Genomic DNA, 19099 nt, shown 5'->3' on the forward strand with positions numbered 1-19099 from the left:
CGTCAAGCCAACCCCCTGATACTACTCACCTTAGTTTCGGATCAGGCTCTAAGGCCGAGATCGAGCGCGTGATCGAATTCAAGCGTCGCGAGGGAAACAGGATATCCGCGGACATCGAGCAAATCATCTCCACGGACTGGTTTCGGAATGCGCACGCAAAGCCTGCCACAAAGCAGTTCTATGACGGCATGGCATCGCCTGCCGAAGAGATCCTCTTCTCGCACCTGCCTTGGGTCGATGCCTGCCTTGGAGAAGAATTCGAGATCGATGGTAAGGACGGGGCGAAAACTCGGCGTCGGCGAAAGCTACTCGTTGCGGGGCCCATCATCCCGTTCGAAACGCATGTTCCGGCATCTCACCCAGAGGTGCGGGGAAAAGTTCCTGGCTTTCCCGTAGCGGTTCAAATGGAAAAATCAGTGAGGGAGCCCTGGAAGGTTTCGATCCATCGGATCAAAGAACGTGCAGGATCGAGTTTCGACGTGTTCACCGATGTAATCGGCGTGATCGACCACGTAAACCATGAGCGGGGCGTGCTCCATTTCGTCGTGTCGAAAGACATCCAAGCAACTTGGCCATTGTCCAAATTCCCGGACCGTGCGGAGCCCGGGTTAGCTGTCGCCGCACAAATGGCTCACTTCTTCAGCAAAGGAGAGAAGCGCTGCAACGCGAGATCCGTGACGGCCTCGGATGCACTGCCGAAAGCTGACGTGTTCAGGCGCTTCGACGAGTGCATCGAGGTGCGCAATGGCCTTGGCTTTACACCAACAGGCATCTTCATCCCGCCAGATATCGTCGCATCGCAACACCTGGTTGACGGCGATTCGGTCGTGGGCAAGGCCGTAATCAACTTCAACAAGCGCCGCGGCGTCTGGGGTTGGAAGGCCATCACTACGCAGAAGCTCGGCTTTGACCTCGACGGTTTCGATGCCTTCGCCAATGATGAAGATGGCCCCCAAGAATAATTTTCTGCACTTTGGAGGAAGGAGCGGGACGGCTCAGCATCCTGCTTTCCACTGGAAAGAACTTCGCGCTCGCTAGGCGTGTCTGTTTAAGGGATTCAAAAGACCGGGGTGCCACATAGAAAGTCGCACGATATCGGAATTGAAGATATCCTCGGTGCAGAGGACCACAGACGCGACAAGGGGCCATGACACGATCTCTGCACGCCGATTTGGCGCAGCGATATTTCCTTGAGGACCTCCCCGGCGCCGCCCAACTGGGCGCCCGGTTGAACGGGATTCTCTTAAAGATTGATGCAGGCGAGCCGGTGACCGCGCTACAGCGGCAGTTTCTCGTCACGACTGGTCTGCGTGCGCTCGATGCCTTGGCGGAAGGCCAGGCAACGCTGGAGGAGTTTCAAGCCGCAGCCCGGCGAGAGCAGGCAGCGCGCATTGAAGAGGCTTCGGTCAAGGCCCTGAAGGATGCGGCAGAACTGGCAGAACGCGCTGAGGCCAGAGCCGCTGCAGTCAAGGCGACTTTTGCCGCCATGGCGAACGATCCGGCACTCCGTCGAAAGCGAGAGGCCAAGGAACTGCGACAGCGCTTCGGCGTGGGATATATCGAAAGCGACGATTATCCGCGTGTGATGGCGCTTCTCAGGCAAGTCGCCAACGGGCAACGCCTCAAAGTCGATGACCTTGCATGGCTAAAGACCGAGGCCGATTACTGCTGGACCGACGAGCTGCAGAGAGCCTGGCATGCATTGGAAGCAGCCGCCCTGACCAAAGCATGCGAAAGCAGCGGTGATCCTTGGAATGCCGTGAATGCGAGCGGGCATTGGCGTAAGGCTGGTGAACCGGAGCGAGCTTTGCGTCTGACCGAGGCGGCCTTGGCAAAGGTCGGGTCAAGTCCCAGACTCAGGTCAGCCTTGGCGACAACGCGTGGCGGAGCAATGCGTGACCTGCGCCGCCTCGACGAGGCGAAGGCACTGGCAAGCGAAGCGCATCAACTGACCTCAAGCGACTATAGACCATGCACGTTGTTGGGCGCTGTCCACATCGAGCTTGGGCACCTCCAGACCGGGCACGAATGGTACGCAAAGGCCGAGAGCCTTGGAGCGCCGCGCCAAGCGATCGACCATGAATTGCGAGGGCTGCTGATGCGCTCTTCCAGTCAGGAACAGCAGCGCATTTGTGAATATCTGCTTCGTCAGGATCCCGAGCGCTTTGCTTGGCTCGGACGTTGGCCCGGCAACGGTCAATTGTCTGCGCATTCGAAGTCCGCGCCCACGATGAACAGAAAGGATCGCACCGCATTCGTCGAGGCAGGTAGGCATGATCATCGTTCCCGATAATCCAGGCCCTGCAGGGCCAGACGAGATATTGAAGGCGGCTGTCCGAAAAGTCTTCGACGGCGACGGCTTCTTGGCAAACGTCTGGCATCCCTATCGCCAGGCTTGGGTCGAGCGCGTCCCCTTCCGCTTTGCGTTCATCGACGCGCCCGAAATGGAGCAACCGTTCGGTCCGGAATCCAGGGAATTCTTAGTAGGCCTCATCGCGGGTAAGGAACTTCGCCTCGACCCTGTCGGCAAAGAGTCGACTGGCTATATGCCCATCGACCCGTACAAACGGGTTCTGTGCATGGCGTTCCTGACCGAGCAAATGGACGCTGGCGCCGTCAAATATGATCACGAAGGGAAACTTGGCGGCGGCGCGGTGAAGCGGGCGCGTCCTGTCACGCGCAACATTGAACTCGAGATGATCGTGAACGGGTGGGCTTGGGTGACCGAGCAATCTGCGTTTGATCGCGAAGTAGAATACTTCGAGGCGCAAGACGATGCCCGGCGGGATCGGCGGGGCCTATGGGCGATGGACAATCCGGAGCCGCCCTGGACCTTCAAGCGCCGTCAGAAACGTCGGAGCAAGGCCGCGGAGGGACAGGGCCGACTGATCTGATTCGAGATCGCCGAATTTTCCGCGCTCATCCTAATCTGGCGGAGATCCAGAGCTGAATGTCGTCTTCTGCCCACGCGACGGCATATCCACCCAGCTGAACCGGTTTCGGGAACTTCCCTTCGGCCATCCACCGGTAGATTGTGGATCGACCGAGGCCAACACGGTGCTGGACCTCTTTCAGCCGGATCAGGCGGGTGATCCTGCGTTGCTCGGGTGACGGCGACGGTTCTGCTTCAGCCATGGCGCCCTCCAAAGCTCGCGCTGCCTTCACCAAGCAGGGCATCCTTGCGTTCGAGCTCGTCGATGTGATCAGCCAGAAGTCGCGCGACGCGGTGAGCCGTTCCCTTCGCCCAACGGGGCTTCACGTCATGCACCTGGTTCCCGAGTACCCGCTCAAGGGCGGAGGGTAGCTCACCAACGAGCTCCTCGAAGAAACGGGCGATATCGGTTTGGAGCCAGCGGGTCGCCTGATCGCCGCCAGCGCCGAGAAACAGCAGCAGGTGAGCATGCGGCGCCATGCCGGATGAGGCCAGGATGCGAAGCGCTTCGCCGAGGCTCGGGCTTCGTTCGCCACACAGCGTCCGGCGTAGCGCATCTTTATGCAGGTCTGCCTCACGCGCGATCTCGCAGCGGTTGCGACCGCTGCGTTCGACGGCGGTGTGCAGAAGGTGCGCGAGGTCGCGCCGGGTCTGGCTTTCACCAAGTACGCCCATGTCGATCACTGGTGTTTCTCCTTTGACTGGAATGATCGACTCACCGGCTAAGCGAAGAGGAAGGGTGTAGGAAAACGAAAAGAACATAAACGGAACATTGAGGAAGACGCGAATCAGACACCTCCTGCGATTCGCGCAGAAATCAGCCGCTTCGGCGCAGCTTCCGTCTCGGCTAGCGCGATCTTCGGGTTGAATGGCGCTCGAAGAGATCGAGGCAGCGCGATTGCCGGCTCGCGCGCCTCTTGATGTCGGTTTTTGCTTGGTCGGCAGGGCCCAGACGACAGTCGCGATTTCCTACAGGGGCATCGAGGGATCACGAAGAACAGACAGCGAACGGGTCGACCGCTTGCTGCTCCTTCACTCCTCGAAAGGCCTTGCCTCATGAATACCCCTCTCCAGCTTGCCCGGCGCACCCAGCTCAAGGACTACATCCTGCCCGCACTGGTTGCCCTCGCCGGTGCTGGCGCGGCCTATGCCGGCGCCGACACCACCTTCGATCCCGCGCTCGTCAAGTTCACCGATTTTCTCGAGGGCTCGGGCGGCAAGATCATCACCGTGCTCAGCCTCGCGGGCGGCCTCATCGGCCTCGCTTCGGGTCGCTTCACGCTCGGCCAGATCGCCGTGCCGGTAGGCGTCGGTATCGGCGTCGGCACTGGCGTGCCGATCGTCACCTCGGTCGTGACCGCGGTCATCTGAACAGCGGATCCGGTCACGGCGGGAGGGCGGCAACATGGCCGACAAGTACCTCGTTCCCCAACGGCTCGACGATCCGGAGCTCATCGGCTTCTGGACCATCGACGAGTTCGCGGGGCTGTTGATCCCCTTTGCCTGGGGGATCCTGGCGCAGCACATCTTCATCGGGATCGCACTGTCCTTTGCGACCTGGTTCGTCTTGCGGAAGGCGAAATCCGGAAACGCGGGCTCGGCGCTGGTGCATGCTGCCTACTGGTACATGCCCGGGGGTTTCCTCGGGCTGAAGGCCACGCCGCCCTCCCATTGCCGCCTCCTGGCCGGCTGAGGGAGACGAGCGATGCGCGCAGAATTCGCATACGAAGAGGCCCAGAAATACCTGCGTCAGCGCAACTGGCTGGCGCTGGTCGCCGGCGGCCTCGCTGTCACTACGCTGTTCGGCGTGGGCGCGGCAGCAACCCGGGATCGCGAAGTCGTGCTGGTCCCGGTGACCAGCGAACGGCTCTCGCTCTCCAGTGCCGGACCTGACGCGCATTACCTCGAGCTCGTCACCCGCGACACCGCGCTGATGCTGCTCAACCGGAGCCCACAAGGCCTCGACTACTGGATGGCCGAGATCCTGAAGCTCGCCGATCCGGCCGCTCACGGCCGCCTCAAGGCCGAGCTCGTCAAGATCGTCGACGAGCAGCGCGGCTCGGACATCAGCCAGGCCTTTGTCATCCGCAAGATGGAGGTCGATCCGGCCGCCCTCACTTCGACCGTCACCGGCACGCTCAAGACCTTTGTCGGCGCGCAGGTGATCGCCAGCAACGATCGCAGCTTCCGGTTCCGCTGGAGCCGGCATGGCCTCGCCCTCGGGCTCGTCGGCTTCGAGCAGCTGCAAGACCAAAGCCAGAAGGACTGAAGACGGCCATGAGCTATCTTACCCCAACGACCGCGCTTGGCGCCGGTCTCGCCTGTTTCGGACTAGGCGTCACACGCCGTGTCGACACCGGTTTCAAGGCGCTTGGCGTCGCCCTGTGCGTCCTCGCGTTCAGCGCGTCCCCGGCCTTCGCCGACCAGTTCGTCGAAGCGGCTGACAACGCCAAGGTCGACTGCGTGCTCTCGCGCAGCGAACTTACCCGCATTGCGCTCATCGACGATGGCTTTGCCAACGTCTCGAAGATCGCCAGCGCCTATCCTTACAACGATTTCACCGTGACCCACGAGCCGGTCCGCGGCGACATCTACATTTCGGTGCCACCGCAGTTTGCCGCCGACCGGGTCAGCTTCTTCGCCACGAGCAAGGCGGGTTACGTCTACAAGTTCGCATGCCGGACGGCCGCCCAGGAAGCGAGCCAGATCTTCGTCACCAACCCAGCGCTGAAGGCCCACGAAGCCGAAGACTGGGAACAGGCGGCGGGTCCCGATGAGGCCGCGATCCGCCTGATCGAAGCCATGGCGGGGGACGCGGTCCTTCCCGGCTTTACTGCCCGCGCCGAACTTGGGCTCCCCCGCAAGACTGGCGGGATCGAGGTCCAGCTGGTCGCGGAATATTCCGGCGCCGAGCTCCTCGGGCAACGCCTTGTCTTGCGCAACCTCGGCAAGGAGCCGCTCGACCTCGCGGCCGACCGTGAGGGTCCGGCCGGAACAATCGCCTTTGCCTATGGCCGCGATGCGCTGCGCCCCGGAGAGACGACCAGCGCCTTCCTTGTCTTCCGCAAGGGAGGGCTCGAGTAATGGCACACGAAACCGAACGGTCGGGCGGAGAACCTGCTGCCGACAACGGCCAGGTGGCCGCCACTCCGGAAAGCCGGCGCGAAGTCGGACGCCGTAACCTCAATCGCCAGATCGCCCAGCGCCAGAAGGCTCTGCTCATTGGTGTTGGCGCCCTTGCCCTCGTCGGCGGTGCGACGTTCCTGTTCAGCGGCGACAAGGGCAAGGGCTCGGGTGCTTCCGGCGAGGCGGTGACGATCGACACCGGCGGGCTCGTCAACCGCAACCTGTCTGAACGCGAGTTCGTCGCGACCTACGGCAACCGGGCCGATGCACAGGACCGGGAGATCAAGGCGCTCAAGGAAGGCCAGGTGTCGCGCCCCGAGCTCGAGCAGCAGCTCGCCGCGCTCAAGACCGAAAATGCGCAGATGCGCACCGACGGTCAGCACGCGATCGATGCGATCTCGGCAGAAAACGCAGCCTTGAAGGCGCAGCTCGACCAGGCCTCGCGCGCGCCGGCTGCACCGGTCATGCCGCCGCCTGCCTATGGTCCTGGTATCACTCCGGGTGCTGGCACCACGGCGCCAGGGCCAAGCCGGCAAGGTGCCGACGACCCGGCAACCGGCGCCAAGGTCAGCCTGATGAGCTTCGAGACCGGCGCTACCGGACCCAAGAAGCCGGGAGGCGACAGCGCGGCCCCGCAGCTCCTGTTACAGGACAGCCCCGATTACCTTCCGCCCAACAGCTATGCGCCGGCGCGGGTCATTGTCGGTGTCGATGCCTCGACCGGCGTTGCCAGCCAGACCGATCCACTCCCGGTGGTGCTCAGGATTACCGGGCCGGCACGCTCGGTCATGCGTGGCGGCAAGGTGCTGACAACCGATATCACCGGCTGCCTCGTCAACGGCGCGGCCCGCGGCGATCTCAGTAGCGAGAAAGTCTATGTGAAGCTTGCGCGCATGACCTGTGCGCAGCCCGGCGGCCGCTATGCGGTGAGCGAGGTCAAAGGCTTCATCAGCTTTGCCGGCAAGTCGGGTGTGCGTGGCCGCGTCGTCAGCCGCGAAGGCAGCCTCGTTGGCCAGGCCCTCCTTGCCGGGATCGTCGGCGGCTTTGGCCGGGGCTTTTCCGCCAATGCCAATGGCATCTTCACCGGCCAGATCGGCGCCGATGGCAAGCGTCAGGCGCTCTCGCCGACCGACATTGTCACAGGCGGCATCGGCCAGGGTGCCGGCGAGGCCGCCGACACGGTGAGCAAGTACCTCATCGAACGCGCCGAACAATACCAACCCGTCGTCGAGATGCCGACCGGCATCGAGGTCGAGATCGTCTTCCTCGACGGCGTTCACGTCAGGAGCAACACGAAATGAATTACACGGAATTCCGGCCGGGCTTCAAAGCCCGCGCCGCGACGGCAGCGCTTGCCGTCACCACAGCCTTCGCCGTTGTCAGCCTCGGTCTCGCCGCAGTGACGTCCGCGCGGGCCCAGGCGAGCGACACCTCGAGCGCCGTGCGCGCCGCGCTCAAGGCGCGCCTTCCCAAGACGCCGATCGACGCGCTCACCTGCGAGGGCTTCGGCGGACTGTGCGAAGTCGTGTCGGGGAGCACGCTGTTCTACGTCGATGAGAGTGCCCGCTACCTCCTGGTCGGCCGGCTCTACGACATGGAGACGCGCCGCGATGTAACGGCAGCGCGACTGCTTGAGCTCAACCCGGACCTCATCGCGGCCGGCGCTGCGCGAGCGGGCGGTGACAGCAAAGCACAGGACGACGAACCGGCGAACGCGCCTCCGGCCAAGGTCGATCTCGCCAAGTTGCCCGCTGATGGCGCGGTGCACTGGGGCAATCCGGCAGGTCCCAAAGTCGTGGTCTTTTCGGACTTCCACTGCGGCTACTGCCAGCGCCTGACCGGTGAGCTCGCCAAGGCGGGCGTCCAGGTCGAGGAACGGCCGATCTCGATCTTCGGAGCCAAGAGTCGCGCGCTCTCCGAGGCTGTTCTCTGCGCCCCCGATCCGGCGTCCGCGCTCCACGCCGCCTATGCCGGCGAGGCGCCACAAGCGCGGCCTGGCTGCAAGCCCAAGGGCCTCGATGCGAACGAGGCTTTCGCCAAGGCGAATGGCTTCAACGGCACGCCGGTGCTGGTGCGGGCGAGCGATGGCGCGGTTCTGCAGGGCTATCGCCCGGCAAGCGAGATCCGCCGCTTCCTTGGCCTCACCCCGGACAAGGGAGGCCAGTGATGGGCAGGCCCAACAGACTTTCCCTCGCACCCCTGCGTGTTGCGGCGCTCGCAGCCCTTGCTGTCGCGACCAGCGGCTGCGCGGTGCTCGGCGGCAACGTCAAGGGGAGCTTCTCGTGCCGCGCGCCGGAAGGCAATTGCGCGCCGACCTCGGTGATCGATGAAGCGGCCACCCAGGCTTCGGGCAAAGCGCCCGAAGCGATGAGGCCGCCCTCGGCACGCGTCCTGCCGCAGATATCCGAGGGACGGCTGCGCGTCGTGCTGGCAGCCTATCGCGACGCGGATGGGCGGACGCATGAAGCGCGGGTCGTCGAAGTCCCGCTGCCGACGAGCGCAGCCAGCCAGTTTCAGGATCCGGCGAGCCGCCGCGAAGTCGCTCGGGCACTCGCCCGCGCGGTGAGTGCCGCGCGCCATCCCGAAAGCGCGGCGGAGCCGCCGCGCCCGATCGGTCCTCCGGCCGATCTTCCTGCCGATCCTACCACCACCGCCTTGCCGGACGTGCTGACTGCCCCCTTGCAGCACGCGCCGGCCGGGGGACCCGGGACTGCCTCCCTCCCGGCCCGGGTCCCCCAACCTGACGCACAGAAGGAGGAGCCCGCTCCTCAGGAAGGTCAAAAGCCATGACTCTCTCGCTTGCCAGGGCGCGCGACGCGCTGATGGGCTCGCTGTTCGCCGACACGGCCTCGGCCGAAAAGCCGCGCACGAGCTTTGCCCTCGACATGCTCTCGGACTGGCTCCCTTACCGGGTCTTCGACGAGAGCGCCGGGCTTTACCGCAATGCCCGCTCCAAGGGCTTCATCCTCGAGGTGACGCCACTCATCGGCGCCGATGAGCGTACCGGCGAAATCCTGGGTCAGTTCTTCTCCGAAGGGCTGCCCCAGGGATCCTGCCTGCAGGTGCTCAATTTTGCGAGCCCGCGCATCGGGCAGGTCGTCTCGCCGTGGTTCGCCCCCCGCTACGAACAGGGCGGCGTCTATGAGGCGATTGCGCGCGAACGGATTGCCCGGTTCTACGATCTCGTCTGGGAGAGCGGTTCGGCGCATGCGCCCTTCCATGTCCGCAGTAGCCGTCTGATCGTCTCGCTTGGCGTGCCCGAAAGCGCGCATGTCACCGATGCCGAACTCGCCGAATGCCGCGACGGGCTCCTGGGCCTCATCCATTCGCTGGGCCTTGAAGCCCATGCGCTGCGGCCGTCGGCGCTGATCGGGCTGATCGACGAGCTGACGTCGCCAACCACGGCCCGCGAACCCGAGCGTGAAAGCTGGAATCCGCTTGAGCAGATCGACGTCCAGGCGATCCGTAGCGACATCGAGCTCGAGGTCGAAGACGACCGCATGGTGCTGCGAACCGAGCGGTTCCGCGAAATCGGCCGCGACCGCGCGGGCCATCCCGAAGTCGGGGAATGCCTGCCCGACAGCTTCGATCTGCGCCATTTTGCCGTGCGCGCGTTCCCCGAACGCTGGGCGCCCTGGGAATGCGCGCGCCTCATCGGCGACATGTTCACCGACAAGCTGCGGTTTCCCTGTCCGACCGCGACCATGCTGTGTCTGGTCTATCCCGACCAGGAGGCGGCCTCGGCGCGCGCGGGCTACAAGTTCATGCGCACCACGAGCCTCAGCCAGACCAAGAGCGCGCGTTTCCTGCCCAAGCTTGCCGACCAGTCGGCCGAGTGGCGGCATGTCCGAAACGAGCTGCAGGCCGGCAAGAAGCTGGTGAAGCTGTTCTACGGGCTCACCAGCTATTCGCCGCTCGGCCAAGGCGACGCGCATGAGCGGGTGACCAAGGCGATCTTCAAGGCGGCGGGCTGGGATCTTGCCGACGAGCGCTTTCTCCAGCTCCAGGGCTTGGTCGCGGCCTTTCCCTTGAGCCTCGCCGATGGGCTGGCGGACGACATGCTGCGGCTGAAGCGCATGCGCACGATGCTTTCGACCACGGCGGCCAATATCGCGCCGATGCAGGGTGAGTATCTCGGCCGCGCCGTGCCGCATCTCCTGCTTGTCGGACGCCGGGGCCAGCCCTTCTGGTGGTCGCCCTTCGAGAACGGGGCGGGCAACCATAACATAGCAATCTGCGGCAAGTCGGGGTCGGGCAAGTCGGTCCTGCTCCAGGAACTGTGCGCGGCCTTGCGCGGCGCGGGTGCCAAGGTCGTCGTGATCGACGATGGCCGCTCGTTCGAGCACTCGGTCAAGCTTCAGGGCGGCCGCTTCGTCGAGTTCACGCTGGCGGCCGGCTTCTCGCTCAACCCCTTCTCGATGGTCGACGATGCCCGGGCGGCGAGCGATGAAGACTACCGGCTCGACTGCTTTGCCATGATCAAGGCGATCATTGGCCAGATGGCGCGGCACGATGACAAGCCGAGCGATACCGAGCGCGGCCTCATCGACCGGGCAGTGACGACGGTCTGGGACACGCTCGGCAGCGGCGGCAGCATCGACGATATTGCGGCTGCCCTTGGCACGGGCGGCGGCGAGCTTGGGGTTAACCTGGCGACCGCCATCGCGCCCTATTGCCGGGGCGGCAGCTACGGCGGGTTCTTTTCAGGGCAGGCCAGCTTCGCGCTCGACGATGATTTCACGGTCTTCGAGATGAGCGACCTTGCGAGCCGCGAGGAGCTGAGGAGCGTCGTCCTCTCGGCGATCATGTTCATGACCGGCCAGGCCATGACGCGCACGTCGCGAGCAACGCGCAAGCTGCTGCTGATCGACGAAGCTTGGTCGATGCTGCGGGGCGGCTCGATGGGCGAGTTCGTCGAGACCTATGCCCGCACCGCGCGCAAATATGGCGGCGCGCTCGCGACCGCCACCCAGTCGCTCAACGACTACTACAAGTCGGACGGCGCCCGCGCCGCGCTCGAGAACAGCGACTGGATGCTGATCCTCCAGCAGAAGGCCGAGACGATTGCCGATTTCCGGCAAAGCGCCCGGCTCGACATGGACGATCGTACCGAGACCCTGATCCGGTCCCTGAAGCGCTCAGGCGCGGAATATTCCGAGATCTTCATCAAGGGCCCGGAGACCGAGGCGATTGGCCGTCTGGTTCTCGATCCGCTCTCGGCGACGATCTTTTCGTCCGACCCCGACACTTACGCCGCGATCCAGGCGCTCGAGGCACGCGGCATGCCGCTCGCCGACGCGATCCGCAAGGTTGCGGGTCTGCCGCTGGGAGAGCGCTGATGGCCTTTCACCAGACGCCCTTCGACCACATCGGCGTGTGGTCACCGCCGCAGCGCTTGCTGCCGTTTCTGCAGGGGACTTGCTTCGTCCTCATCGAGGCTTCGCGTTTTGCCGTCTCGAGCCTGCTGATCGTGCTAGGACTGCCGCTGTTTGCCTTCCTGTTCCTCGCGGGCTGGGACTTGGGGCTGCTCTTCACGCAGCTCGCCAACCTTGCCGACCATTACCGCGACGCGAGCGCGATCCGGCGGATCGCCTTTTCGCAGGACCTCCAGGGTGTGTTCCTCGCGACCTCGCTCGGCGTGCTGCTGGCACGCGCACCGCGGTTCCTGAAGCGCCTCGAAACCGCGCTCGCTCCGGCCGCTCCCCGGGAGACCGACAATGGCTGACACGACCCTATTACAATCTTTTAATCGCCCGCTGGCGCTGCGTCTGGGCGCGGTTCTCCTCGTGGTCTGCCTCCTTCTGTGGGGCGCCTGGGTCAGCCGCGAAGTGGCGCGCCCTCGCGAGCAGATCGTCACCGTGCGCCTGTCTGAAACGATTGCGCGCTTTGTCGATGCCGAAGCGCGCAGCGGCAAGGCACCCGAGGATGGGCAGGCACGAACGCTCGCTTACCTCCAGGCCGCCGAGGCCGCCGTGCGCGAGATGGGCAGCAATGGCCGGGTGGTGCTGGTCGCCGAAGCGGTGCTGGCCGGCGATGTCCCCGATGCCACGGCCGAACTCGAGCAGCGCGTTGCCGCCAAGCTGGGCCGGGAGAAACGGCCATGACGGATCTTGTTGCCCGCACGCTGCGCCGGGTCCGGCGTCCCCTGCTCCTCACCGGGATTGTCGCCCTGCCGTTTGCCTGGGCGCCGATCGCTGCTTTCGGCGAGGACCATGCTTTCCTCATCAATGCGAGCCCGAGCCTGCCCAACTGGGCCTTCTGGCTCGACAAGTCGGCACCGATTTCGCGCGGCAGCCTGATCTTCTTCGAGCCGCCGGCCTCGCCGCTGCTGGAGAGGCATTTTGGGAAAGGTCCGCATCTTTTCGGCAAGCGCGTGCTCGGCCTGCCGGGCGACGAGGTAAGCCACGAGGGCGCCGAGGTCCTGGTCAACGGGCGCAAGGTCGGGGCGCGCCTGGCGAAAACGCGGCTTGGCGTGACGCTCAGCCCCGGACCCGAAGGCGTCATCCCGCGGAACTGCTACTATGTCGGGAGCGACCACCCGCGCGGCTTCGACAGCCGCTACGCCGAAGTGGGCTTTGCCTGCCGTGGCCACATTCTTGGCAGCGGGAGGGCGATCCTGTGAGGCGCGCGCTTCTCCTTCCGTTCTGCCTTGCCTGCGTCTCTGCGGCCGAGGCTCGTGACTATGGCCAACACGGCGCGGTTTTCCCGGTGATCGAGCGCGATCTCCTCGAGCAGATCCATACGCGCCTAACCGCCATGGAACAGTCGGGCGAGACCAAGCGGCTCAACCAGGAACTGCAACGGCGCACGGCGGCCCGGGTCAACCGGCCCGAGCCGGTCGACGGGCTTGTCCGCGCGAGCGCCGCCCGCCGCTGGAGCTTTGATCCAACGATCACGCTGGAGACCGATATTCGAGGGCCCAAGGGTGAGCTCATTCATGCCCGTGGCACGCGAGTGAACCCGCTCGACAGCGTGCCCCTGCGCGCCGAGCTCCTGTTCTTCGACGGCGATGATCCCGAGCAGCTCGCCTGGGCGCTGAGCCAGTCTAGGGCTGCGAAGCTCATCCTCACCAAAGGCGCGCCACTCGAGCTGATGAAGGCACGGCAGCGGCGCTTTTACTTCGACCAGGGCGGCAAACTCATCCGCCACTTCGGGATCAGGGCGGTGCCGGCGCGGGTGCGCCAGCAAGGCCGCGCGCTCGAAGTCAGCGAGATCGTCCTTCCACCCCGTCAAGGAGCCCGCCCATGACACATCTTCGTCGTCTGGTAGCGGCTGCGCTCGGAGCGCTGGGCCTGATGCTGGCCAGTCCAGCCAGTGCCGATGCGGGCCCCGGCCGCTGCACCGGCAGCTTCGTCAACCCGATCACCGACATCTGCTGGTCGTGCCTGTTTCCGATCTCGGTCGGGGGCCTCAAGATCTGGCCGTCGAGCCGTCCCGATCCTTCCAACCCGACCCTACCGCTGTGCCTGTGCGGTTTGCGGCCCGGGATCGCCATGGGGTTCTGGGAGCCGGTCCGGCTTGCCGACGTCAGCATGAAGCCCTGGTGCTTCGTCAACCTGGGCGGGATGAAGCTCGATCCCGGCTTTGATATCGGTTTTCGCTCGATCAAGGGGCCGTCGGCGATCGGCGGGGCAAGTCAGAACTACTCGAGCTGGCACGTTCATTGGTATGCCTATCCGCTGATCTACTGGATGGAGATCGTCACCGATTTCCTGTGCCTGGAATCCGGTTCGATCGACATTCTCTACATCTCCGAGATCGATCCGCTCTGGCAGGACAGCGAACTCACCGCGATCATCAATCCCGAGGCGGTCCTCTTCGCCAATCCGCTCGCGCTCGCCGCCTGCGCCGCCGATTGCGTGTCCTCGACGGTCCACCTGCCGGTCGACGAGATGTTCTGGTGCGCCGGTTGTCAGGGTTCGATGTACCCGATGAACGGAAATGTCTCGGCCTCGATCGGGCACGTCCAGGCCTCGCGGCTCGTACTCTCGCGTTTTGCCTACAAGCTCCACCGCGAGCTCGTCGCCTGGGGCACGATGGGCAGCAAGGGACTCTGCGGCAAATACCTGATGCCGGTGATGCGCAAGCAGCAATACCGCTTCCAGGCCACCAATCCGAACCCGGCGACCAAGGGGCGCTATGCCTGCCCCCCGATCGGCGCCGCCACCACCTTTCAATCGGCCGGACAGGTCATCCCCGCGATCGGCGAGGACATGGGCTACCTCGTCTGGCGCAAGCGGAACTGCTGCGCGCTATGAACCGGAAACTTCTCCTCATCCCGCTGGGCCTGGCTCTCCCACTTGCGGGGCTGGCGCTCGCCCAGAGTGCCCCCAACGGCATCGATCTCGACGCCATTCGTGCCCGCTCTGCCGAGCACGCCGAGGACGCGGCCGCCCTTGCGGCGACGGTCCGCGAGCGGGCCGAAGCGGTGCATGATGACGCACTCCAAACCCAGGGCCAGGCCCAATCCGCGGGTGCGCGCTATGCCGACAGCCTGCCATCGACGTCGAAAAGCACGGACGTTCTCGATTTCGATGCGATGGTTCGCGCGCGGGCCGAGGCGGAAAAAGCGCCGCTTGGCGAGAGCCCGCGCTTCATCGCCTTTGCCAGCCTGTCGATGCCGCCCGAGGCCTTGAAGGCATTGGTGCGCGACATGGGCCGCGCCGGCGGGGTCACTGTGCTGCGGGGCTTTCCATCCGGCGATTCCGCGCGGTTCAAGGCGCTTCTGACCGAGATCTGGCAAGGCGAGGATGCCCCCCAGGCGCTCGGCATCGACCCGCGCCTGTTCCGCGCCTTTCACATCGAGGCAGCGCCAAGCTTTGTCATGGTGGGGAGCGACTTTTCTCCCTGCGATGGCTTTGATTGCCAGGACGTCCCGCCGCCTCACGACCGGCTGACCGGCAATGTGACGGTCGGGCAGGTCCTAGAAACCTTCAAGGAAGGTGCCGGCCCCGGCGCCGCGCTGGCGCGCCTTCATCTTGCCCGCCTCGAAGAAGGAGAGGATCGATGAGAAAGATCCTGACGCTGCTCTGCGCCGGGCTCCTATGCGCAGGCACAGCGCAATTTGCCACAGCCCAATCCAGTTCAGGGCAGACGACCGCGGACGCGAAGGCCGACGGAAAAGCGTTCGGCAATGCTGTGATCGACCAGGTGAAGGGTGCGGCGACCACATCACCCGATGCCTCGCGCGTGCCCGGCTTCAATCCCGCCTCAACGCAAAGCCTTGAGGATCTGGCCGACAATCCGGACCGGATCGAGGGCGCGGCGCGCAGTGCCGCCACCAGCAACACTGCCGTCCGCACGATCGAAGATTCGATGAATAATCGGGCGCTCTTCTCGCCCCAGGAAATCAAGAGCATTCTCGCCCGGTCGGGCGAGATCAGCGAGACTCCGCTCGACTACACCAGCGGCATGTCGGTGTCCGGCTCGAAGGGCAATTGCGTCCCGCTGCCACCGGGCACCGGCTCGGTCGGCACTTACATGGCGACCTGCAACACCGGCTATACGGCCGAGCAGAAGTCCGCATCCTGTCCGATCACGCTCGAGGCCAGCGCGGCCCCGCGACAAATCTATGGCTATTATTGCGTGGGCGGCAGCGGGGTCGATCCCGCCAGCATCTACGCCTGCAACCACTATCCAGCGCCGCAGTGCACCGTCACCCAGTCCTGGCCGATTAACCTCTGCGATCCCTATCACGGGATCTATTGGGGCTGCAACTACGGCGACCTGCACGTCGACCTGGTGAGCTGCACCGCGCCGGTCGATGGCGCGACGCCTTACACCACAAGCACCGAAACCGTGGTGACGACCCAGCGCAACGAGAGCCAGTGTTCGGGTCTTGCGGGCGATACCAATTGCTCGCTCGACAGCGAGGTCTGCACTGACAGCGATCCCGTCACCCGGATCGTCGACGGGGTGTCGGTGACCCAGCCTTGCTGGGCCTGGCAGCGCAATTACACCTGCTCGGCCAGGATCGCCGGCGATGATTGCAGCGAGCTTGAGGCGAACGGCAGCTGCCGCTTCGTGCGCGAGGATTGCCTGACGGGCGACAGTCCCTGCTCGACCGCCGAGCGCGTCTACGAGTGCCCGGCGCCGCCGAGTGAGACTTCGGGCCAACAATATGTCTGCGACGGCGACGTCTATTGCATCGACGGCTCGTGCGAGACAATCCAGCGCGAAGCCAACGACGAATTCAAGGACGCCGTGGTCGCCTTGAACGCGATGGACCAGGCGCGGCGCGAATTCGATCCCGAGACCATGACCCTGTTCAAAGGCGAGCGCGAGACCTGCTCGTCCAAGGTCTTCGGCGTGCTCAACTGCTGCAAAGGCAAGGGCTTCCCGCTCATCCCCGGCGTCCAACTCCTGGTTGCGCTCGGCTGCAGCCGCGAGGAAATCCTCCTCCACGAGCGCGATGCGCAAGGTCTGTGCGCCTATGTCGGAACCTATTGCTCTTCGAGCTTCCTCGGCGTCTGCCTGACCAAGAAGAAGGTCTACTGCTGCTTTGAATCCAAGCTGACCCGCATCCTGCAGGAGCAAGGCCGCGCGCAGCTGCCCAAGCCCTGGGCCAAGCCCAAGTCGGAACAGTGCCTGGGCTTCACACTCGACGAATTCGCCCGGCTCGACCTCTCCCGCATGGATTTCTCCGAGATCTACGCCGAATTCACCGACGCTGCGCGCCTCCCCGACGAGCTGCAGACCTCCGAGCTCATCCAGCAGAAAATCCGCGACTATTACGAAAGGAGCAATCCGTGAGCGCGCTTCGCACCTCTGTGACCGCCGCCGTCATGGCTGCGCTGCTCGTCCCGACAATGCCGCTTGTTGCCCAGGACCATGGCTCGCAGCAGGCCGTGGCCGCCAACGAGGCCGATGCCTTCTACTGCGGTGAGCGGCGCCTTGGTTACTGGTTCTACTGCTCTCGGCCCAAGCGGGCTGAACCACGCGAGCAGGGATCGACGCCTCAGACGCAGTCGGCAACGGCCCAGCTGGAAGCCGTCACGGCCGAGCTACGCGAATTGAAGGCCCGTGCGATCATCGAGCCGACGCCTCAGAACGTGACCGCCTATATCCGTTTCCAGCGTGAGCAGCTTGATCGGGCCTCACTGTTTTCCGACGTCTGGCAGCGCGCGATCTGGCAGCAGCCCGAGCTTGACTACACGCTCGAACGCCCCGTCGGCACGCTGGCCAAGCGACAATGGCAGGACGCCCGCGCCGCCGAGCGTGACACGATCATGGCGCACCTCGGTGACCGCTACGGTCTGTTCTATTTCTTCGCTCAAACCTGCGGTGCCTGCGAAGTCATGAGCCCGATCGTCAAGGCGGTCGCCGATCGCTGGCACCTGACGGTCCGGGCTATTTCGACCGACGGCGGTCCTTCGCGTCATTTCCCGCAATACACCGTCGAGAACGGGCAGCGCCCGCGCATGGGGCTTGAGCCCAAGATCACCCCGGCGCTGGTCCTGTGGGACAGCGAAGCGGGGCGCGCGATTCCGATCGGCTACGGCGTCCTGTCGGCCGACGAACTGCAGGACCGCATCTTTCTCCTGACCTCAAAGGAAGCCGGCCATGATTTCTAAGCTGCGCACGGCGGCGCTCGCCCTCGCCGCCACGAGCCTCGTTGCAACGCCTCTCCACGCCAATGTCGGCGACAGCATGGACCGCTTCATGAACGACATGGGCGGCGCGGCCAATGTCACGGGTCCGAGCGCCTTCCAGGGGCAGTCGGCGGGCTATTACAGCCTGGGCAATGTCTGGACGCGTTTCCCGCAAAAGACGACCAACATCGCCAATCTCCAACTGCCCCGCGCGCGGGCCGGCTGCGGCGGGATCGATATCTTTGCAGGCAGCTTCAGCTTCATCAACGCGAGCGAGATGGTCGCGCTGCTAAAAGCGGTCGCCAACAATGCCGTGGGCTTTGCCTTCAGCCTGGCGATCGACACGGTCTGCCCTGAGTGTTCGAAGATCATGCAGGAGTTTGCGCAGAAGGCGCAGCTCATGAACAACCTGTCGATCAACTCCTGTGAGATGGCGCAAGGGCTGGTCGGAGGAATCTGGCCCAAGGGCGACCTGGCCGACAAGGCGATCTGCGAGGCGATCGGCAACAGCGAGGGCATCTTCACAGATTATGCGGCAGCCAAGCACGGCTGCGGCACGCGCGGGCAGCGAAGCTCGACCACTTCGGGAGCCGGGGCAGACTATGCCGACGTCAACCCGGCCGTGGCGCGCAACTACACCTGGCACGTCCTCAAGAAGTCGGCCTTCTTCAATCCGGGTGGGACTTTCGACCGGGAGCTCGCCGAATATGCTATGACGCTGATCGGCACGGTTATCTACGTGCCACCAAAGGACGATGAGCCGGGCAAGTTCGTGCCGTTTGCCGGCGACGCGTCCTCGACGCTGGTCACCGCGCTGCTCGATGGGACGCAAGGCCAGACCGTCCGGGTCTTTTCCTGCGACGAGACCGACCAGTGCCTCAACCCGACCTTTCAGGACATGAGCCTCAGTTCCGCCAAGGCGATCCGGCCCCGGGTGGCCGCGCTCATCGGCAGCATGGTGGCGGCAATCCGCTCGGACACCGCGATTGGTGATGCCGAAAAGGAGCTGCTCCAGGTCGCTTCGGTGCCGCTCTACAAGATCCTGACAGTCCAGGCCGCCTTTGGCCGGGGCATGGCGACCGATGATCGTGACACGCTCGCCGAGATCACCAGCATCGACTTGCTCTACGCCGTGCTCGACCGGATCGTGTCCGAAGCCGGCCGCTCGATGGCGAGCTTCATCGCCGCCGACGAGGCCAAGCTCGCCATCTGGCGTTCGCAGGTCGCGGACGTCCGCTCGAGCCTCGCGCAGCGCCAGGCGACAGGGCAAGCCAAGGTCTCGGCCATCATGCAGATCATCGAGAAGACGGCGATGATCGAGAACATGCTGGCTGCCTCGATGTCTCCCTCGATGGCGGCATCGCTCGACTGGTCGCGCGCGCTCCAGTCCCGTTCCATCGTTCCCTAAGAGCCTGATCCGAAACTAAGGTGAGTAGTATCAGGGGGTTGG

22 protein-coding genes are annotated in these 19099 nt (G+C 64.7%); 20 read left to right on the top strand and 2 right to left on the bottom strand.

The genetic code is table 11. The annotated features are described in order from the left end of the window. The 3 genes from ET21_RS0101040 to ET21_RS0101050 all read left to right on the top strand — a co-directional run. On the top strand, nt 1-962 hold a 962-nt coding region (locus tag ET21_RS0101040), incomplete at its 5' end, for a hypothetical protein (RefSeq protein ID WP_237751459.1). 185 nt (nt 963-1147) lie between these two features. Continuing rightward, complete coding sequence (locus ET21_RS0101045) at nt 1148-2293, top strand: hypothetical protein (protein ID WP_156028973.1); 1146 nt, start codon at nt 1148-1150, stop codon at nt 2291-2293. After that, nucleotides 2274-2894 carry a thermonuclease family protein gene (locus ET21_RS0101050; protein WP_030538238.1) on the top strand — a complete coding sequence of 207 codons (621 nt, stop codon included), beginning with the start codon at nt 2274-2276 and terminating at the stop codon, nt 2892-2894. The genes ET21_RS0101045 and ET21_RS0101050 overlap by 20 nt, the downstream gene beginning before the upstream one ends. Before the next feature lie 25 nt (nt 2895-2919). Here ET21_RS0101050 and ET21_RS0101055 read toward each other — a convergent pair whose 3' ends face one another. Beyond that, nucleotides 2920-3135 (bottom strand): AlpA family transcriptional regulator, encoded by a 216-nt coding sequence (locus ET21_RS0101055; protein ID WP_030538239.1) that lies wholly within the window; start codon nt 3133-3135, stop codon nt 2920-2922. After that, complete coding sequence (locus ET21_RS0101060; protein WP_237751460.1) at nt 3128-3607, bottom strand: hypothetical protein; 480 nt, start codon at nt 3605-3607, stop codon at nt 3128-3130. Before ET21_RS0101060 ends, ET21_RS0101055 begins: the two co-directional genes overlap by 8 nt. A 381-nt stretch (nt 3608-3988) precedes the next feature. Between ET21_RS0101060 and ET21_RS0101065 the strand changes: the two genes are divergently transcribed. From ET21_RS0101065 to ET21_RS0101145, 17 genes are read left to right on the top strand one after another with little or no spacing between them, the layout of a single operon-like run. Further along, nucleotides 3989-4303 (top strand): hypothetical protein, encoded by a 315-nt coding sequence (locus ET21_RS0101065; protein ID WP_030538241.1) that lies wholly within the window; start codon nt 3989-3991, stop codon nt 4301-4303. Between the two features lie 34 nt (nt 4304-4337). Then, on the top strand, nt 4338-4625 hold the full coding sequence (traL, locus tag ET21_RS0101070) for a type IV conjugative transfer system protein TraL (protein WP_030538242.1): 288 nt from the start codon (nt 4338-4340) through the stop codon (nt 4623-4625). A gap of 12 nt (nt 4626-4637) precedes the next feature. Continuing rightward, nucleotides 4638-5201: a type IV conjugative transfer system protein TraE gene (locus tag ET21_RS0101075; protein ID WP_030538243.1), complete on the top strand. Its 564-nt coding sequence runs from the start codon at nt 4638-4640 to the stop codon at nt 5199-5201. 8 nt (nt 5202-5209) lie between these two features. After that, on the top strand, nt 5210-6016 hold the full coding sequence (locus tag ET21_RS0101080; RefSeq protein ID WP_030538244.1) for a type-F conjugative transfer system secretin TraK: 807 nt from the start codon (nt 5210-5212) through the stop codon (nt 6014-6016). Beyond that, a complete protein-coding gene (locus tag ET21_RS0101085; protein WP_030538245.1) occupies nt 6016-7359 on the top strand; it encodes a TraB/VirB10 family protein in 1344 nt (447 codons plus the stop codon). Before ET21_RS0101080 ends, ET21_RS0101085 begins: the two co-directional genes overlap by 1 nt. Beyond that, nucleotides 7356-8225: a DsbC family protein gene (locus tag ET21_RS0101090; protein ID WP_030538246.1), complete on the top strand. Its 870-nt coding sequence runs from the start codon at nt 7356-7358 to the stop codon at nt 8223-8225. Before ET21_RS0101085 ends, ET21_RS0101090 begins: the two co-directional genes overlap by 4 nt. Beyond that, the gene (locus ET21_RS0101095) at nt 8225-8848 is read left to right on the top strand and encodes a hypothetical protein (protein WP_030538247.1); all 624 of its coding nucleotides are present in this window, start codon (nt 8225-8227) and stop codon (nt 8846-8848) included. Before ET21_RS0101090 ends, ET21_RS0101095 begins: the two co-directional genes overlap by 1 nt. Further along, entirely contained in the window at nt 8845-11397 is a 2553-nt protein-coding gene (gene traC / locus ET21_RS0101100; RefSeq protein WP_030538248.1) for a type IV secretion system protein TraC, read from the top strand. The genes ET21_RS0101095 and traC overlap by 4 nt, the downstream gene beginning before the upstream one ends. Next, the gene (locus tag ET21_RS25440) at nt 11397-11783 is read left to right on the top strand and encodes a hypothetical protein (protein WP_051767865.1); all 387 of its coding nucleotides are present in this window, start codon (nt 11397-11399) and stop codon (nt 11781-11783) included. The genes traC and ET21_RS25440 overlap by 1 nt, the downstream gene beginning before the upstream one ends. Next, complete coding sequence (locus tag ET21_RS0101110; protein ID WP_037470012.1) at nt 11776-12162, top strand: TrbI F-type domain-containing protein; 387 nt, start codon at nt 11776-11778, stop codon at nt 12160-12162. The genes ET21_RS25440 and ET21_RS0101110 overlap by 8 nt, the downstream gene beginning before the upstream one ends. Continuing rightward, entirely contained in the window at nt 12159-12680 is a 522-nt protein-coding gene (locus ET21_RS0101115) for a S26 family signal peptidase (protein WP_030538251.1), read from the top strand. The genes ET21_RS0101110 and ET21_RS0101115 overlap by 4 nt, the downstream gene beginning before the upstream one ends. Then, on the top strand, nt 12677-13306 hold the full coding sequence (traW, locus tag ET21_RS0101120; RefSeq protein ID WP_030538252.1) for a type-F conjugative transfer system protein TraW: 630 nt from the start codon (nt 12677-12679) through the stop codon (nt 13304-13306). Before ET21_RS0101115 ends, traW begins: the two co-directional genes overlap by 4 nt. Continuing rightward, nucleotides 13303-14316, top strand: a complete 1014-nt coding sequence (gene traU / locus ET21_RS0101125) for a conjugal transfer pilus assembly protein TraU (protein ID WP_030538253.1) — start codon at nt 13303-13305, stop codon at nt 14314-14316. The genes traW and traU overlap by 4 nt, the downstream gene beginning before the upstream one ends. After that, nucleotides 14313-15068: a type-F conjugative transfer system pilin assembly protein TrbC gene (locus tag ET21_RS0101130; protein ID WP_030538254.1), complete on the top strand. Its 756-nt coding sequence runs from the start codon at nt 14313-14315 to the stop codon at nt 15066-15068. The genes traU and ET21_RS0101130 overlap by 4 nt, the downstream gene beginning before the upstream one ends. Beyond that, nucleotides 15065-16810 (top strand): conjugal transfer protein TraN, encoded by a 1746-nt coding sequence (locus ET21_RS0101135; RefSeq protein WP_030538255.1) that lies wholly within the window; start codon nt 15065-15067, stop codon nt 16808-16810. The genes ET21_RS0101130 and ET21_RS0101135 overlap by 4 nt, the downstream gene beginning before the upstream one ends. 56 nt (nt 16811-16866) lie before the next feature. Next, a complete protein-coding gene (locus ET21_RS0101140) occupies nt 16867-17631 on the top strand; it encodes a conjugal transfer protein TraF (RefSeq protein ID WP_237751461.1) in 765 nt (254 codons plus the stop codon). Continuing rightward, complete coding sequence (locus ET21_RS0101145) at nt 17621-19057, top strand: conjugal transfer protein TraH (RefSeq protein ID WP_030538257.1); 1437 nt, start codon at nt 17621-17623, stop codon at nt 19055-19057. Before ET21_RS0101140 ends, ET21_RS0101145 begins: the two co-directional genes overlap by 11 nt. Nucleotides 19058-19099: the final 42 nt, after the last annotated feature.

This window comes from Sphingobium sp. DC-2, assembly GCF_000722555.1.
GTDB lineage: Bacteria > Pseudomonadota > Alphaproteobacteria > Sphingomonadales > Sphingomonadaceae > Sphingobium > Sphingobium quisquiliarum.

Bases quoted from the DNA above. Each gene is read 5' to 3' on its own strand.
- ET21_RS0101065 (WP_030538241.1), top strand. From the start codon at position 3,989: ATGAATACCCCTCTCCAGCTTGCCCGGCGCACCCAGCTCAAGGACTAC.
- ET21_RS0101135 (WP_030538255.1), top strand. From the start codon at position 15,065: ATGAGAAAGATCCTGACGCTGCTCTGCGCCGGGCTCCTATGCGCAGGC.
- ET21_RS25440 (WP_051767865.1), top strand. From the start codon at position 11,397: ATGGCCTTTCACCAGACGCCCTTCGACCACATCGGCGTGTGGTCACCG.
- ET21_RS0101145 (WP_030538257.1), top strand. From the start codon at position 17,621: ATGATTTCTAAGCTGCGCACGGCGGCGCTCGCCCTCGCCGCCACGAGC.
- ET21_RS0101075 (WP_030538243.1), top strand. From the start codon at position 4,638: ATGCGCGCAGAATTCGCATACGAAGAGGCCCAGAAATACCTGCGTCAG.
- ET21_RS0101140 (WP_237751461.1), top strand. From the start codon at position 16,867: ATGCCGCTTGTTGCCCAGGACCATGGCTCGCAGCAGGCCGTGGCCGCC.
- ET21_RS0101080 (WP_030538244.1), top strand. From the start codon at position 5,210: ATGAGCTATCTTACCCCAACGACCGCGCTTGGCGCCGGTCTCGCCTGT.
- traL (WP_030538242.1), top strand. From the start codon at position 4,338: ATGGCCGACAAGTACCTCGTTCCCCAACGGCTCGACGATCCGGAGCTC.
- ET21_RS0101045 (WP_156028973.1), top strand. From the start codon at position 1,148: ATGACACGATCTCTGCACGCCGATTTGGCGCAGCGATATTTCCTTGAG.
- traU (WP_030538253.1), top strand. From the start codon at position 13,303: ATGACACATCTTCGTCGTCTGGTAGCGGCTGCGCTCGGAGCGCTGGGC.
- ET21_RS0101090 (WP_030538246.1), top strand. From the start codon at position 7,356: ATGAATTACACGGAATTCCGGCCGGGCTTCAAAGCCCGCGCCGCGACG.
- ET21_RS0101095 (WP_030538247.1), top strand. From the start codon at position 8,225: ATGGGCAGGCCCAACAGACTTTCCCTCGCACCCCTGCGTGTTGCGGCG.
- ET21_RS0101115 (WP_030538251.1), top strand. From the start codon at position 12,159: ATGACGGATCTTGTTGCCCGCACGCTGCGCCGGGTCCGGCGTCCCCTG.
- traC (WP_030538248.1), top strand. From the start codon at position 8,845: ATGACTCTCTCGCTTGCCAGGGCGCGCGACGCGCTGATGGGCTCGCTG.
- ET21_RS0101130 (WP_030538254.1), top strand. From the start codon at position 14,313: ATGAACCGGAAACTTCTCCTCATCCCGCTGGGCCTGGCTCTCCCACTT.
- ET21_RS0101110 (WP_037470012.1), top strand. From the start codon at position 11,776: ATGGCTGACACGACCCTATTACAATCTTTTAATCGCCCGCTGGCGCTG.
- ET21_RS0101050 (WP_030538238.1), top strand. From the start codon at position 2,274: ATGATCATCGTTCCCGATAATCCAGGCCCTGCAGGGCCAGACGAGATA.
- ET21_RS0101055 (WP_030538239.1), bottom strand. From the start codon at position 3,135: ATGGCTGAAGCAGAACCGTCGCCGTCACCCGAGCAACGCAGGATCACC.
- ET21_RS0101060 (WP_237751460.1), bottom strand. From the start codon at position 3,607: ATGGGCGTACTTGGTGAAAGCCAGACCCGGCGCGACCTCGCGCACCTT.
- ET21_RS0101085 (WP_030538245.1), top strand. From the start codon at position 6,016: ATGGCACACGAAACCGAACGGTCGGGCGGAGAACCTGCTGCCGACAAC.